This is a genomic window from Providencia sp. (genome assembly GCF_003533305.1).
Lineage (GTDB): Bacteria > Pseudomonadota > Gammaproteobacteria > Enterobacterales > Enterobacteriaceae > Providencia.
Window position 1 is genome coordinate 105893 of record NZ_DOEH01000018.1, and the last position, 16206, is coordinate 122098.

The following is a 16206-nucleotide window of genomic DNA, read 5'->3' on the forward strand; positions in this document are numbered from 1 at the left end:
AAAAGAGTGCCATTATGAAAAAACAGAGTATTGCATCCTACATTGCTAAAGTTCTTGATAATGCAGGTGTTGAACGTATCTGGGGCGTTACTGGAGATTCATTAAACGGTTTAACAGATAGCTTGCGCCGTCAAGGTGCTATTGAATGGCTAGGAACTCGTCATGAAGAAGTCGCTGCATTTGCCGCAGGGGCAGAGGCTCAGTTAACAGGAAACTTAGCGGTTTGTGCAGGTTCTTGTGGTCCAGGTAATATGCATCTTATTAATGGATTATATGATTGCCATCGTAATCGAGTGCCTGTATTAGCTATCGCAGCTCATATTCCTTCAAGTGAAATTGGTAGTAATTATTTCCAAGAAACACATCCGACAGAACTCTTCCGTGAATGCAGTCATTACTGTGAGATGGTCACTAATCCAGAGCAAATTCAACAGGTCTTAGGCATTGCAATGCGCAAAGCTATCCTTAATAAAGGGGTATCTGTTGTTGTGATCCCTGGGGATATTGCGTTGAAAGATGCACCAGAAACCGCTAAAGATACGTGGTATCAGCCACAAGCTCCGTTGATCATGCCACAACGTACTGAGATTGAAAAATTGGCCGAAGCCTTGAATCAATCTAAAAATATCACGTTATTTTGTGGTAACGGTTGTGCTGGTGCTCACGATGAAGTGGTTAAATTGGCTGAAACTCTAAAAGCACCTGTAGTTCACGCCCTGCGCGGTAAAGAACATATTGAGTGGGATAACCCGTATAGCGTTGGTATGACTGGGTTAATCGGCTTTTCATCGGGCTACCATGCAATGATGAATGCGGATACTGTGGTGTTATTAGGTACCCAATTTCCTTATCGCCCGTTCTACCCAACAGATGCAAAAATTATTCAGATAGATATTAATGCAGGTAGTCTAGGTTCTCATTGTCATATTGATATGGGGCTTATTGGCGATATCAAATCAACGCTTACTGCATTACAACCACATTTGCAGGCTAAACAAGATCAAAAACATTTAGACGGTGCTTTGAAGCATTACGCCGAAGCGCGTAAAGGGCTAGATGATTTAGCGAAGCCGGGACATGAAGGTCTTATTCATCCGCAATATCTGGCGACTAAAATTAGTGAGTTGGCAAATGACGATGCCATTTTTACTTGTGATGTTGGCACACCAACTGTATGGGCTGCGCGCTATTTAAAAATGAACGGTAAACGCCGCCTGATAGGCTCTTTTAATCACGGTTCAATGGCAAATGCGATGCCACAAGCATTGGGCGCACAATCTGTTGATAAAAAACGTCAAGTTATTGCCATGTGTGGTGATGGTGGTTTCAGTATGTTGATGGGAGATTTTATTTCCCTGACGCAAATGCAGCTTCCAGTCAAAATTATCATTCATAACAATGGTGTTTTGGGCTTTGTGGCAATGGAAATGAAAGTTGCAGGTTTCTTAACGGCTGGCACTGATTTACATAATCCTAATTTTGCTGCGATTGCCAATGCTGCGGGTATTAAAGGTATCCGAGTTGAGAAAAGTGAAGATCTTGACGGTGCATTAAAAGAAGCTTTTGCTCATGATGGTCCGGTTATTGTCGATGTGTTGACAGCAAAACAAGAGCTATCAATGCCGCCAGAAATTGAGGCGCAAGAAGCTAAAGGATTTAGCTTATATATGATGAAAGCAATTATGAGTGGCCGTGGCGATGAAGTTGTTCAACTGGTTAAAACTAACTGGCTGCGCTAATTCATTGATGTGGTGAATTTTTAAAACCTCATTCAATATAGTGTGAATTCGCTAGGTTGAATGGGGTTTTTATTTGGGGTATTTTTAATAATAATTTCATTCATTACGCCACGATATTTTATTTTTCAGAGACGGTATTACTGATTTTCCTGGTCTTTTGAACCCATCATTTCAATGAATAATATATGTAAATAAATACAGTATTGACATATAATTTAAAACATGTAGATTAAGTATCAACAGCACAGAAACACGCTGTGACAAGCAGTTCAGCGATAGCACATTGCAATCGCTAAAGAGTGTAAACGCGATGATGTAAGGCTTGGATAGTGCTTTTTGGTTGCGGCTGCAATGGTCAGCAACGGGGAGTAAGGCAACGCATCAATAGTATATATCGCGTGGGAGAGTGTACTGTTTATCTGTTACTCTTGTCTTGATGAGATAACAGTTTTATAAACGAATATTATATGGAGTCAGTTAGTCACCATATCGTAATAAATTTGTACATTTTAAACGTAGTATCAAAGTAACACTAAATTAGTAGTCATTAATGTTAAAAATTAAGTTGGCAGTATCTTAAAAGCCCTGAACGTATTAACGTCAGGGCTTTTATCGTTTTAGCCCCTCAGTAAACTTAATTCTCATGTTCTCATCTCAGGCATACTCAACCGTTCTGTGCCACAAAACAAACTTTTTTTGCCCAGTTTCTCTTCTTTCTCATTTCTATCACTAATAACCCGCGGCCGACTGACTGCGCCATAAATGTGCTGCCACTAAGGCTCGCCATGGGGAATATTGTGCTAACCATTTTTCAGTTTCTTTGGCGTTAGGTTGTTCATCTTGTGTTAGTAATATTTGCAAATTACGTCGCACTGCTACATCGCCATGTAAAGAACCATCGAGATAATTAAAGCCCCGAAGTAAGGCGTAGCTCACTGTCCATGGTCCAATACCTTTTATACTTAATAACTGCTCCGTGAGATGGGCAACATTGGATGAGGTTATTTGTACAGATAAATCAAGTTGTTGGTTTTTGATTGCATCACATAGTGCCCGCAAAGCGACAATTTTGCCGGTAGAAAAGCCGGTTTGGCGAAGAGTATCATCATCGACTTGGTTGACTTGTTGCTCGTTAGGAAAACACCAGATGCCTGATGAGTGCTGCATTCCGACAGCCTGAATAAACCGGCGGCGAATGGCAATTGCGGCATGAACGCTGATTTGTTGACCGATAATGGCCCAAACGAGGGCTTCAAATGGGCTGGCAGATTGATAAATCCGTAAACCTCGTTGGTTTTTAATCAGTTTCCCCAACCGAGGGTCAGTTAAATAACATTCTTCAAATTGTTCTACTCCTTGATGAAGACCTAACAAATTTTTTCCAAGAGCCACGATTTGTTCTTCATCTGATGTGTTTTTTAATGAGTCAAGTTTGGATGAGTCGATATCGAGTGAAATGATAGCTTGCTGGTTATCGATACGAAGGTTTATTTGCGCAGGGTTGTTATGCCAAATAATGCCTTTACGTAACTGTTTATTCTCAACAATTTCCGCAATGTTTTGTTGATCTCTTAAATGAAATGCAAAAAAATCATCGCAGCGAAAGTGCTCTGGCAGTAATAGCGTTGGCATGGTCATCACCTTATAGGACTTTTCTTTATTATTAAGAAGCGCATTTGGTTACTCATAATTTACCATTCAAATATGATATTGTGCTTAATATAGTTGTATTTGAATGAGGAAAAGAAGCAATATAGTTAGTCTGATAAAACAATCATGACAGATTTGCGGTGATAGTTGGAGCCTATAAAAGTGCTTAGTTCAGAATAAAGCGAAAGTATGAGTATGATACAATTCAAGGATGTTTAGATGAACAATCATGAGCCATCTCAAGATAAAATACCACAGCAGTCTTTCGACGCGATACCTCCTGCCATGCCAACTGCCCCTGCGCCAAAAATAAAAAATGAGTTAACGGGTTTTGGTGGATGGCTTATTTTGCCAATGTTGGGCATTATTTTATCTATTTTTGTTTTGCCCGCGACGATTTATGCTCAAAATATTGAAGTGATTGAATATTGGGATGCATTAACTAATCCGCTATCAGATTCATTTATTCCTTTATTCAAAGAATTAATTTACTTCGAAATCTTAGGTAACTCGATTCTTTATTCCGTACTCTTGTTTTTATGTTATGTATTTTTTACCAAGAAAAAAATAGCGATTAAAGTTTATATTTTCTTCCAGTTATTTTCTTTGGTGCTAGTTGTCTCAGATATTGTGTTAGCAATGACATTGCTTGATTTAGAATTTGAACCTTCAGATATTAAAGATATTAGTCGAGTCCTTGTCAGTTGTGCGATTTGGATCCCCTATTTTTTACTTTCCGTGAGAGTTAAAAATACGTTTGTAAACTAAGTCATAGTCTAACTCACGATAATAAGAGGTAAGTTGATGATTTATTGTAAAAGAGTTTATGACGCCACCTCTCTTGAAGATGGTTATCGCGTGTTAATTGATAGATTATGGCCAAGAGGAATTAAAAAGACGGATTTACAGTGTGATGAGTGGAATAAAGCTGTTGCTCCCTCCAATGAATTGCGAAAATGGTTTCATCAAAATACAGATCAATTTGAACAATTTATTACGCAATATCGCCAAGAGCTCAATAATAATGAATCCGCTTGGCAGCCGTTAGTCGAAAAGGCAAAGCAAGGTCATTTAACCTTATTATATAGTGCAAAAGATACGCAACATAATCAGGCGAAAGTGCTTAAAGCATTTATTGAAGAAAAGATACAAGGTAAATAGAAGGTTATTAGAATGGAAACCCGTCAGTTATCTCAGGGGGAACAACAGGTTTCTCATGTTACCGCTCAACATGTGCAAAAAGTACCTGTTCAAGGCATTGGTGGATGGCTTATTTTACCGCTTATAGGGCTATTTTATATGTTCTATAAAGCTATCAGCATGATGCTACAAGAGATTAGCCAAGTAAAAATTGCTTGGCCATTAGCGACTCAAATAGATTCTGATTTTTATGTTTCGGGTTTTGCATCTGCATTTTATTTATTACAAATGGGCTATGGCCTATTAATTGCTTTACTGTTATGGACTTTTATCGCAGCAATTAAATGGAAAAAAAGCGCCAAGCTCTTGTTTATCATTTCAATGATTATTTATCTGGTGGTGATTATTGGGGCTCGTTTTGTTTTCCCTAATTATTTTGGCCTAGAGATTAATTATTCAAATTTAATCACTGCGGTTAATAGCGGTTTTTATTGTGTCATTTGGATCCCTTACTTTTTGGTTTCCAGTCGTGTGAAAAATACCTTTATTCGCTAGAAATAGGCTGCCATAGGGCAGCCTTGTTTGTTTATTGACTAGAGAGATTTAATTCATGGGTGATATTACATTGCTCAATAAATACATTATCATGAGAAACTAAAAATAAAGTGCCTTGATATTCATTCAATAAATTTTCAAGTAATTGTTTTGAATCTAAATCTAAGTGATTATCGGGCTCATCAAGTAATAGCACTGCGGGTGGGGTGGGACTATGAGTTAAAGCTAGTAAGGTGGTTTTAAGTTGCTCCCCACCACTGAGCAGATGTAATGGTTGTAATGATTTATCCCCTCGAATACGTAACATCCCAAGTTGTGTGCGCCATTGCTCAACAGTAAAAGCAGGTTGATAGTGGTGTAATGCTTCGGCGACGGGCAACGATTTATCTAATAGATTTAAGTGTTGGTCTAAATAGCAAAACTCACCACTGATACGATACTCTCCTGATAGCGCTTGGATATGACCCGCAAGTACTTTAAGTAAGGTCGATTTTCCACTACCGTTGTGCCCCTTTATATGCCAATGCTCACCACTGTATGCAGTAAACGATAGAGGAGCTTGATAACCGTAAGGTAAGTGTAAATCAGCAGCAAATACAGTGACTTTACGACCATCACCTTGATATTTTAAATACATTTTTTGGGGTTTGGTATGAATGATTTTATCTTGGCTTTGTTGTAACTGATCGTGTAAATCGCCAATAACGCGCTGGTGTCGTTCAGCAACGTTCGATTGCCTTTTCTCTGCTCTATTTTTTTTCATATCCAGTAATAACAAGGACTGCGATCCACTTGAGCGTACTTTTTCACCTTGCTTACGCCGTTGAGCTGCTTTTTGTAATATGGCTTGTTGTTGCTGTTTCTCATGACGAATATGCTTATCAAGCCTCTCCGATTCGGCTTCAATAGCGGCTAGTTCAAATTTTCGTTGCTCATCATACAAGGCATAATTTCCACCATATTCATGCAGACCCTTGTCAGTGAGCTCTAGAATATTCTGCATATGGGCTAATAGTGTTCGGTTGTGAGTAATAACCAAACTCCCTGCGGTGTGTTGTGCCAGTTTTTCACTTAACCATTGGCGACCTTCAGTATCGAGGTGGTTATCTGGCTCATCGAGTAATAAAAAATGATTGGGATGCAAAAAAGCGCGGCAAAGCGCAAGGCGAGTACGTTCTCCTCCACTGAGATACGCAATAGGTGTTTCCATCGAGATAGGCAGATTTGCGGAATCGAGCAGGCTTTGCCATGTCGCAGGGTAATGCCATTTATCTTCAACTAATTCAAAATCGACTAATGTGCCATTACCCGCATTAATGCGAGCAAATGCTTGATAAAGTTCACTAATCCCTAAGGCATCGATAAGCGTGTTGCCTGTTAGACGAGTCAGTTGATCAACGTGAATGAATGGGATGTTCCAGTGAATGTGACCTGATGTGGGTGTTAATATTTGGGCGAGCATACGCATTAGCACGGATTTTCCCTTACCATTATTACCGACTAAGGCATTTTTTTGGCAAAACAGAGTGCCACTTAACGGTGGAAAAAGTGCAGTTTGATTAAATTCGATATTGAGTTGTGAAAAGTGACAAGCAGCCGTCATAGATACCTCCAATAAATAGAGGGCAGACAACGAAGATTATCTTTCGAATAAGATAGGATGATAACTATTGCCCGCCAGGAACAGAAAAATGAATACCGAAACACGGTATTGGAAAATATTTTCTGGCAGTGCTTAGTTCATCGTGAGGAATACCTGCTAATTGACGTTAGTGTGATTAGGCTAACGTGTAAAAATGTGAGCACATATTATAAGCAAACTAAATCAATTTGTACAACCTCAGCCCGTATCTAAAAATAAAGCGCCAGTCAGTAAACACTGACCGGCGTTTATTTTACAACGAGACTGCTTTCAATCTACAACTTACTATAACAACGAGATTCTATTTTTACGTTTGGATTATTGCACCAGTTCAGCAGTTTTAGTTTGTTCTGCTAACCACTGTGTTTGCTAACCATTGTGTTTGCTAACCATTGTGCAATGCGTTGTTTTTCTTCATCATTCAGCCACATACCCAATTTAGTCCGACGCCAAATAGCATCATCTAGTTCAACAACCCATTCATTTTTCACTAAATAACGTAATTCTGCTTCATAGACGTTATTGCCAAATGCTTCACCAAGGTCGCTAAGTGAATTAGCACCTTCAAGGATCAATTTGCTGTTGCTGCCATAGGTTCTTGCATAACGTAAGGCAAGTCCCTCAGGAAGCCATTGATAGCGTTGGCGTAACAGGCGTGAATAACCATCACGGTCACAACCTTCAATATCACCACCCGGTAGCTGACCGTTTTTTGTCCAAGGACTGCCCGCATTTGGGTAGTAACTTGCCAGCTTAGTGACTGCCGCTTCAGCAAGCTTACGATAAGTGGTTAATTTACCACCAAAGACAGATAACAGTGGTGCTTGACCATTTTCATCATGAATATCTAAGGTGTAGTCACGAGTGATTGCCTGTGGTGAATCAGACTCATCATCACACAGCGGACGAACACCAGAGTAATCCCACACGATATCATCTTTACCTAGCTGTTTTTTAAAGTGGTCGTTATAGACTTTTAACAGGTAGTTGACTTCATTTTCATCAATTTTGACATTTTTTGGATCGCCGTTATATTCAACATCGGTGGTTCCAATGATTGAAAACTCATCCATCCAAGGAATGACAAACACAATACGATTATCTTCGTTTTGTAAGATATAAGCTTGTGGCTCATCATGTGCGCGGCGCACCACAATATGGCTACCTTTGATAAGGCGAATGCCATAAGGTGATTTTAATTTCAAACCATCATCAAAGAATTCTTTTACCCAAGGTCCTGTTGCATTCACGAGGCCTTTGGCTTTCCAGGTTTCGGTTTCGCCAGTGCGGAGGTCTTGTGCTTCCACAATCCACAAACCATTTTCACGATATGCACGAGTGACTTTTGTTCGAGTGCGGACTTCACCTTGTTTACGAACGACTTCTTGAGCGTTTAACACGACTAAACGCGCATCATCAACCCAGCAATCTGAATATTCGAAACCTTTCGCCAGCTCCGGTTTAAGCACGGAGTTTTGGCTAAATTTCAAACTCTTACTGCTTGGTAGGCTAACGCGTTTTCCCAAATGGTCATACAGGAATAAGCCAATACGGATCATCCATGCAGGGCGTAAGTGCGGTTGGTGAGGAAGGCGAAAGCGCATTGGGAAGGCAATGTGCGGTGCTAACCGTAATAGGACTTCTCGCTCAGCAAGCGCTTCACTGACTAACCTGAACTCATAATGTTCAAGGTAACGTAAGCCACCATGGATAAGTTTTGAGCTCGCTGATGAGGTTGCACTCGCCAAGTCTTGAGCTTCAAGCAGCAATACTGACAGTCCACGGCCTGCAGCATCAGCCGCAATACCAGCGCCGTTAATTCCGCCGCCAATTACAATCAAGTCTTTAGTTTCCATGCATACCCCTGAGATGTTCGAAATACTTTCAAATATGTTCGTTTTCGCTCATTTGATTGTAGTCAAATTTCATTAATATGCCAACTAGTAATCGATATAAATATAACAAGTGCGTGATATAGGTAACAAGTTTTATACACTTCATACCTTGTGCAGATACACTTCATACTTCGCGCCACAGCGTTGTTGGCAGCACTCGGCTACCCAAATCACGTACTAATGTACGCTCATTGGGATATCCTCGTTTGCCGCCTAGCTGTAATGTGAATTATTTTGTGTATGAATAATTTGCTAATGAGTAAAGGAAAATAAAATCTAGGGATCGAAAATATAGAGGGGAATGATGGCAGCGTGGCTACCATCATGGAAGGCTATTTTTTAACACAGTTCGAGCTGAACGTTATGTTGTTCAATCACTTTGAGAATACTGTCAGGTGGTTGTTGGTCAGTAAATAAATAATCAATTAGGTTCATATTACCGAGGTTTACCATGGCATTACGGCCAAATTTTGAATGGTCGGTAACTAACATTACGCAACGCGAGTTTTCAATAATGGCGCGTTTGGTGCGAACTTCATGATAATCAAACTCTAATAATGAGCCATCCATATCAATACCACTGATACCTAGAATGCCGTAATCGAGCCTGAATTGGGAGATAAAATCGAGGGTTGCTTCACCGACAATACCGCCATCTCGTGAACGGACTTCGCCACCCGCGAGAATTAAACGAAAATCTTCTTTTTGCATCAGTAGAGTAGCGACATTGAGGTTGTTGGTCACAACTCGCAAATTTTTATGATTCACTAAAGCATGGGCGACCGCTTCGGGCGTTGTTCCGATATCAATAAATAAAGTCGCACCATCAGGAATTTGGCTAGCCACATGTTGTGCAATTCGCGCTTTTTCGTCTGACCACATGATTTTACGGTCATTATAAGCTGCATTCACCGAGCTTGAGGGCAGTGCTGCGCCACCGTGATGTCGTTGGATTTTATTCTGTTCAGCGAGATCGTTGAGGTCTCGACGAATTGTTTGAGGGCTGACCTCAAAATGTTCGACAAGTTCTTCAGTACTGACATATCCCTGAAGACGCACAAGTTCAATAATTGCATCATGTCTCTGGGTTTGTTTCACAGCGTTAGCCTCTAATTATTAAAATAATTTTATTTGGAGCTCTGGTGTTTAAAACTGTGCCTATTATCCCATACTCCCATCAATAAGCCGATAATTAACCCTGAAGTATGTGCGGCATTGGCAATATGCATACCTAAAATATCGAAATAACCGAAAAAGAGCCAGACAATTGAGAAGATCATCAATCCACGAGGTACACCAATTCCCAATTCAGGTCGGCGCTCACCCGTTAGCCAAACGTAGCTGACAAGGGCATAAACCACACCGGATAATCCGCCAAAATTATTTTCACTAAACAGTGATTGTCCCCAATTACTAAACAATGCAGAGACTAATAAAATGGTGAACAGCTTACCACTACCGAGCTTGCGTTCAACTTGGCCGGCGAGAAACCACCAGAGTGCAAGATTGAAACCGATATGTGAAATTGAAAAGTGAACAATGGCAGGGCTAAACCAACGCCATAATTCAGTTTGTTGATCGCCTATAGGCCAAGCTAAATAGCGCAAAACTTCCCGAGCATCGGTCATGACGACCCACAGATAAACCACAACGGATAACAGAATAATGGCTATCGTTAATGGGCCTGATTGCTCTTTTAAATAACGGAGGGTGAGGTAGTTGCGATATTGGAATTGCGCATCCGTATTGCCGGTTTGCCAACTTGCGGCGAGATAACGGGGATGGTTCGGATCTTGCAAAAATACATCAAGTTCATGGCGAACTTGTGAAAGATGCTGCTCATCGTCTAACCAAAGTTCAAACTGTTGCTGCTGTTCGGATGATGGCTGTATTCGCAGATGAATATTTTGACTAGCCATATAGTCAACGAATGCTTGCGCCATTCTTGGGTTAGCAAAAGAAGTGATATGGGTCATGAATGCGATTTCTCGTTTAGAGAGCCGTAACGGCTTGTGGATATTCCCTTAACCATGCTTCGAATCCGCCGCTGATACTGTAAACAGATTCAAAACCAATATTAATCAGGTATTGTGCAGCGCCTTGGCTACTGTGCCCGTGGTAACACATGACCATAACCGGCTGTTCATAATCAGTTTGTTCTAAAAACGCAGTGATTGATTCATTGGTTAGGTGATAAGCGCCACTTGCATGGCCAGCACGAAAACTTTGTGGATCGCGTACATCCACAAGTACAGCGGTCTTGTTTAACCAGTACTGATGAGCCTGTTCAGGTGTTATTATCTCAAAATGATCCATAAAATACCGAATTGTAAGGGCAAACTCTTGCGAATACAGGAAAGCTGGCACCCGTTAATCATGCTCGGGTGCCAAATAAAAATAAATCTAGTCTTTGGGATCTAGTAGAACGAGTGGTCGCCACGTTGATGTTCGGTCAAGTCTTTAACGCCTTTTAGCTCGCCTTCGAACATTTTAAGTAACTCTTTTTCGATGCCTTCTTTTAAGGTGACATCGACCATGGAGCAACCATTACAACCACCACCAAATTGCAGGATAGCAAAACCATCATCAGTGATTTCCATTAGGGAAACACGACCACCATGACCCGCTAACTGAGGGTTAATTTGTGATTGTAAAACATATTCAACGCGCTCAATTAATGAGGCATCGTCAGAAACTTTACGCATTTTAGCGTTAGGCGCTTTGAGCGTTAGTTGTGAACCTAGTTGGTCAGTGACGAAGTCAATTTCAGCATCATCCAAAAATGGTGCGCTAATTTCATCAACATAGGCTGAGATTTTTTCGAACTTGAGTTCTTTATCAGTCGCTTCAACTGCACCTGGTGGGCAATAAGATACGCCACATTCAGCAGTTGGTGTGCCTGGGTTAATGACAAATACTCGGATCTGGGTGTTTGGCTCTTGATTTTCCAACAACTTGGCAAAATGAGCCTGTGCTGCTTCTGTAATATTAATCATAATCATTTGCTCAATAATAGTTGACTGCTTTCGTTGGTTATAATACGCCCATTTACCCCTTTCCTACAAGGTGCGACACAAGGACCACGCATCAACAGTATGCGCTCCAGCACAAATCAGCAATTGTGCGGCAGTATTCATCGTGGCACCGGTGGTAATGACATCATCGATGATAGCAATGTGTAACCCTGAAACTGTAGTGGTTAGCGTAAATGCACCTTTTAGGTTGCTTAGGCGGTATTCCCGTTCTAATGTTATCTGAGCCAGTGTATCACGAGTGCGCGTTAATGAATTTCCCGAATAAGGGATATTGAGCCATGTGGACAATTTTTCACCAATTAGTGCCATATGATCGAATCCACGTTGCCATAATCGATGTGGATGCATTGGGATAGAGACGAGCAAATCGGGTTTTTTCCATTGATTCTGACGATAGCCCATCAGCCAAAAAAGTAAAAAAATTCTCGCAATAACAAAGGCTAACTGAGGCTGTTTATTAAATTTATAGCGATGAATGAGTTTTCTTAACGGCGCTTGGTAGGGGCTGACAGTGATTAATTGTTGCCATGCAGGAGGTTGCTTTAAGCAACGTCCACATGCTAATAATTGCTCATCATGAGGCTCATAAGGCAATGCACAGCGTGGGCAACATTGTGGCATTAAGGGGATACTTTTTAAACAAAAACTACAGACGCCCTGACATGGTAATTTTAATGGTTGTTGGCATAGCCAACAGTTCCCTTCTATTGTTAGCATAGATATTGTTATCATAGATATAGTTGGCTGATTCCGAATTAAAAGAGAGTGTAACCATGACAACGCTATATTGGCAGACCGTCGGCGAAGGAAAACAAGATCTTGTGCTGCTACACGGATGGGGACTGAATGCGCAAGTTTGGCAAACGATAATTCCGCGAATCACTTCCCATTTTCGCATTCATTTGGTTGACTTGCCGGGTTATGGTCGTAGTCATGATTTCGCACCAATGAATGTACAGTCAATGGCGGATACGGTGTGGGAATTAGCGCCTAAAAATGCAATGTGGTTAGGATGGTCATTAGGTGGATTAGTCGCTAGTCGCATTGCTCTGGATCACCAACAAGAAATTAAAGGCCTAATTTCTGTGGCATCTTCCCCTTGCTTCAAGGCGAATGAAAGTGGCTGGCCGGGGATTAAACCTGAGGTCTTGCTTGGCTTTGAACATCAATTATCTGCTGACTTCCATCGTACAGTTGAACGTTTTTTAGCCTTGCAAACTTTAGGCACTGAAAGTGCGCGTAATGATGCTAGATTGCTAAAATCGGTTGTTTTGGAACAACCAATGCCAACGGTTGAGGCGTTAAACGCGGGTCTTGAATCACTGCGCACAGAAGATTTACGAGATGAATTGAAAAATTTATATGTGCCTTTTTTGCGCATTTACGGTTACTTAGATGGTTTAGTACCACGTAAGGTCGCGACGTTATTAGATAAAATGTACCCGGACTCTCCTTCTATCGTGATGCGTAATAGTGCCCATGCACCATTTATTTCCCATCCTGATGAGTTCTGTGAATATTTATTAGATTTTCAGTGTCGTTTGGTAGAGTAGATAACTAAAATTTGAATCACTTAATTTTATACACAAAATGTGCACAATCTTGACTCTCAGGGCAGCCTTTGCAGCTGACCCCTGTTAAACATGCACTGACATCGACCTTTTCTATTTTGTCTAAACTAACTAATTTTTCCGCCATTGCTTTAATCAGTGGGGCTGGAGTATGCAATTGTTCACTGAGTAATTCGAGGTCAGCTTGCCCATATAAAGCAATTAAGTCTCTCACTTGAAGCAGGCTGACCATCATATTTTCCTTTAGTGACAAGCACTACTTGAGCAATCAGAACACTGTTTCGCTGTTTTAGTTTGCAGATTGAGGGTTACTCGGCTACGCATACGACGTAGGAGAACAAACAACACAATGTTAAACAGAACAACGGCTGCAATGGTAATTAAACTACTTTGTGGATGCTCACTAAATGTTGCGATTTGATAGAATAAAGCTGAAAGGCTATAGGCAACGTTGAGTCCCCAAAGAATAGAGAACATCATCCAACTTTTATTGGTTTCGCGAGCAATCGCACCCATCACAGACACGCAAGGCACATACAGCAAGACGAAAATCAGATAGCTATAAGCCGCAATACCAGAGCCAAATTTAGCCGCCATGGTGCCCATTGAACCGGATTCCATTTCACCATCCCCTTTACTCGCTTCGATAGGGTTGGATAGCGCGCTTAGTGTAAATGTATTTTTCAAACTATCCCAAGTTTCAGAAACGGCATCTTCTAATTCTTCGAGTAAATTAAATGATGCGGCATCGAAAGGTTCCGCAGTAATCGCTTCTGCGGTATACAGTGTATTCAAGGTACCGACCACCACTTCTTTCGCCATTGCACCCGTGATCAACCCAACCGTTGCTTGCCAGTTATCAGCGTGAACGCCAATGGGTTGAAGAACCGGAGTAATCACTTTACTTACGGAAGCAAGGGCTGAATCATTAATGCTATCAACAGGTTTACCTGAAAATGAAAAGCTATTGAGCGCGCCAATAAAAATACTGGCAACTACGATGACTTTACCTGCGCGGATCACAAAGCCTTTTAAACGCTGCCAAGTTTGAATCAATAACGTTTTGAGGTGAGGGACATGATAAACCGGCAACTCCATCACAAACGGTGATGCTTCGCCGCGCATGAGCGTATGTTTTAATAACAACCCAGTTAAAATAGCGACCACAATACCGAGAAGGTATAAAGAAAAAACTATACTGGCGCCATTTTTACCAAAGAAAGCGGCAGCGAATACAGCGAAAATAGCGAGTCGTGCACCACATGACATAAAGGGTGCCATTAATACTGTAATCAGTCTTTCCCGTGGAGCATCGAGTGTACGGGCACCCATAATTGATGGGACGTTACAACCAAATCCTACAATCAAAGGCACAAAAGATTTACCCGGTAAGCCCAGTGCTTGCATGAGCCTATCCATCACAAAAGCAGCACGAGCCATATAACCTGAATCTTCTAATAACGATAAGAATAGGTACATCATCCCGATTTGCGGCACTAATGGGAGAACTGTATTGATACCACCACCGACCCCTTGAGCGAGGAAAATGGTTAGCCATTCAGGGAAGTTAAAATAGGCACCAGTCCATTGAATACCGTGAATAAATATCGCCTCGGATGCACCTTCAAAGAAAGGTTGTAATGCGCCACCAATATTGATGGCTAAGACAAACATCAGGTACATCACGAATAAGAAAACAGGCACGCCAAGCCAACGATTCAGAATGTATTTATCAAGTGATTGAGTAAGTTTGTTGGGTTCAGCGGCACTATTATTAATTGCAGCATTACAAATTGTGGCGATAGATTGATAACGTGCATCCGCAATTAATAATTCAGGTTCTTCATGTAGATGTTCATTTAAGCGTAAGCGAATATCGGCAAGCTGCGTTTCTGAAATATTGGCTCGCTGACGACTATAGATATCGCCTTCTAATATTTGTAAGGATAACCAGCGGCGTTGTTGTTGGCTAAATTGTTGTGCTGAAATTTGTTCTGATAATGAATCGACAGCATCTAATAATTGAGGGGGATATTGGACTAACGCTTGTAGGTTATTTTGTGGTTGGCTATCGATAGCTTTTTTCAGCTTATCAATACCAGTTGCACGGGTGGATACCATTGGAATAACAGGGCATCCGAGTTGTTTTTCCAGTTTCTCTATATCGATATCAATATGTTGGCTTTGCGCAATATCCAACATATTCAGCGCAACAATACAAGGTACGCCTAATTCAACTAATTGCAGCGTTAAGTAGAGATTTCGCTCTAAGTTAGAGGCATCAACGACGTTAATTAGCATATCGGCTTCGCCGCTCAAAATGAAATAACAGGCAATCTGTTCATCAAGAGAGGTTTGTTCCGAAATGGTGGTCAGTGAATAGGTGCCAGGAAGATCAACTAGCTCTATTTTATGATCCGCGGTATGGAAGCGGCCAACTTTTCGTTCGACAGTGACACCTGCCCAGTTACCTACCCGTTGGCGCGAACCAGTAAGCTGATTAAAGAGTGTTGTTTTACCGGCGTTGGGATTGCCGATTAGGCCGATAGTGAGTGGTTTCATAGTGTTTGCCAATAAATGTATTTGCCAGTGGAGAGTCTTGCCAATAGTTACAATAAGAATCTTATCGAGACCGATGACTTATTTTTACGCAGTTGGTGTTTCGTCTAGATTCAATAATGCTAAATCTTTTTTACGTAAAACTAAGCTGACTCGATGGGTTTCTATTTGAACAGGGTCACCAAAAGGTGCGACACGAACCACCTTAAATATGGACCCCGGCAATAAGCCAAGGGAAAGTAATTTTTGTCTATAAGCGGGGCTTATCTCTGGTGAGAAACCAAGTATTTTATAACTGCAATGAGGAAGTATAGCCATGTTGCCTTCCAATAATTTTAATGAATAACAATATTGATAATTATTATTAAAATAATAGATGCTTCCGTGATAAATGCGACGAAAAACAAAAATTAATCTAAT

General features: G+C 41.0%; 16 protein-coding genes. 5 read left to right on the plus strand and 11 right to left on the minus strand.

The window, feature by feature from the left end; genetic code table 11:
* The first annotated feature begins 14 nt into the window (after positions 1 to 14).
* Positions 15 to 1739 (plus strand): ubiquinone-dependent pyruvate dehydrogenase, encoded by a 1725-nt coding sequence (poxB, locus tag DD649_RS11130; protein WP_294107084.1) that lies wholly within the window; start codon positions 15 to 17, stop codon positions 1737 to 1739.
* 729 nt (positions 1740 to 2468) lie between these two features.
* Here the strand turns inward: poxB and DD649_RS11135 are convergent.
* Positions 2469 to 3371 (minus strand): 3-methyladenine DNA glycosylase 2, encoded by a 903-nt coding sequence (locus DD649_RS11135; protein ID WP_294107085.1) that lies wholly within the window; start codon positions 3369 to 3371, stop codon positions 2469 to 2471.
* A 237-nt stretch (positions 3372 to 3608) separates the two neighbouring features.
* Between DD649_RS11135 and DD649_RS11140 the strand changes: the two genes are divergently transcribed.
* The 3 genes from DD649_RS11140 to DD649_RS11150 are packed head-to-tail and all read left to right on the plus strand — an operon-like array spanning position 3609 to position 5084.
* Positions 3609 to 4157 carry a DUF2569 domain-containing protein gene (locus DD649_RS11140; protein ID WP_294107086.1) on the plus strand — a complete coding sequence of 183 codons (549 nt, stop codon included), beginning with the start codon at positions 3609 to 3611 and terminating at the stop codon, positions 4155 to 4157.
* A 36-nt stretch (positions 4158 to 4193) separates the two neighbouring features.
* The gene (locus tag DD649_RS11145; RefSeq protein ID WP_294107087.1) at positions 4194 to 4550 is read left to right on the plus strand and encodes a DUF488 domain-containing protein; all 357 of its coding nucleotides are present in this window, start codon (positions 4194 to 4196) and stop codon (positions 4548 to 4550) included.
* Positions 4551 to 4562: 12 nt separating this feature from the next.
* Complete coding sequence (locus DD649_RS11150) at positions 4563 to 5084, plus strand: DUF2569 family protein (RefSeq protein WP_294107088.1); 522 nt, start codon at positions 4563 to 4565, stop codon at positions 5082 to 5084.
* Positions 5085 to 5115: 31 nt separating this feature from the next.
* Here the strand turns inward: DD649_RS11150 and DD649_RS11155 are convergent, their stop codons facing one another.
* From DD649_RS11155 to DD649_RS11185, 7 genes are all read right to left on the minus strand, one after another.
* Entirely contained in the window at positions 5116 to 6687 is a 1572-nt protein-coding gene (locus DD649_RS11155; RefSeq protein WP_294107089.1) for an ATP-binding cassette domain-containing protein, read from the minus strand.
* Between the two features lie 392 nt (positions 6688 to 7079).
* On the minus strand, positions 7080 to 8582 hold the full coding sequence (gene glpD / locus DD649_RS11160) for a glycerol-3-phosphate dehydrogenase (RefSeq protein WP_294107090.1): 1503 nt from the start codon (positions 8580 to 8582) through the stop codon (positions 7080 to 7082).
* A 378-nt stretch (positions 8583 to 8960) separates the two neighbouring features.
* Positions 8961 to 9719, minus strand: a complete 759-nt coding sequence (locus DD649_RS11165; protein WP_294107091.1) for a DeoR/GlpR family transcriptional regulator — start codon at positions 9717 to 9719, stop codon at positions 8961 to 8963.
* Between the two features lie 29 nt (positions 9720 to 9748).
* A complete protein-coding gene (glpG, locus tag DD649_RS11170; RefSeq protein ID WP_294107092.1) occupies positions 9749 to 10597 on the minus strand; it encodes a rhomboid family intramembrane serine protease GlpG in 849 nt (282 codons plus the stop codon).
* A gap of 16 nt (positions 10598 to 10613) precedes the next feature.
* The gene (gene glpE / locus DD649_RS11175; RefSeq protein ID WP_294107093.1) at positions 10614 to 10937 is read right to left on the minus strand and encodes a thiosulfate sulfurtransferase GlpE; all 324 of its coding nucleotides are present in this window, start codon (positions 10935 to 10937) and stop codon (positions 10614 to 10616) included.
* Between the two features lie 101 nt (positions 10938 to 11038).
* Positions 11039 to 11617 (minus strand): Fe-S biogenesis protein NfuA, encoded by a 579-nt coding sequence (nfuA, locus tag DD649_RS11180; protein WP_294107094.1) that lies wholly within the window; start codon positions 11615 to 11617, stop codon positions 11039 to 11041.
* A gap of 63 nt (positions 11618 to 11680) precedes the next feature.
* On the minus strand, positions 11681 to 12373 hold the full coding sequence (locus tag DD649_RS11185) for a DNA utilization protein GntX (protein ID WP_294107185.1): 693 nt from the start codon (positions 12371 to 12373) through the stop codon (positions 11681 to 11683).
* A gap of 56 nt (positions 12374 to 12429) precedes the next feature.
* Between DD649_RS11185 and bioH the strand changes: the two genes are divergently transcribed.
* Positions 12430 to 13209 carry a pimeloyl-ACP methyl ester esterase BioH gene (gene bioH / locus DD649_RS11190; RefSeq protein ID WP_294107095.1) on the plus strand — a complete coding sequence of 260 codons (780 nt, stop codon included), beginning with the start codon at positions 12430 to 12432 and terminating at the stop codon, positions 13207 to 13209.
* A gap of 16 nt (positions 13210 to 13225) precedes the next feature.
* Here the strand turns inward: bioH and DD649_RS11195 are convergent, their stop codons facing one another.
* The 3 genes from DD649_RS11195 to feoA form a co-directional block, all read right to left on the minus strand.
* Positions 13226 to 13459 carry a FeoC-like transcriptional regulator gene (locus DD649_RS11195; RefSeq protein WP_336430711.1) on the minus strand — a complete coding sequence of 78 codons (234 nt, stop codon included), beginning with the start codon at positions 13457 to 13459 and terminating at the stop codon, positions 13226 to 13228.
* Positions 13460 to 13470: 11 nt separating this feature from the next.
* On the minus strand, positions 13471 to 15789 hold the full coding sequence (gene feoB / locus DD649_RS11200) for a Fe(2+) transporter permease subunit FeoB (RefSeq protein ID WP_294107097.1): 2319 nt from the start codon (positions 15787 to 15789) through the stop codon (positions 13471 to 13473).
* Positions 15790 to 15873: 84 nt separating this feature from the next.
* Positions 15874 to 16104: a ferrous iron transporter A gene (gene feoA / locus DD649_RS11205; protein ID WP_294107098.1), complete on the minus strand. Its 231-nt coding sequence runs from the start codon at positions 16102 to 16104 to the stop codon at positions 15874 to 15876.
* Between the last annotated feature and the right edge of the window lie 102 nt (positions 16105 to 16206).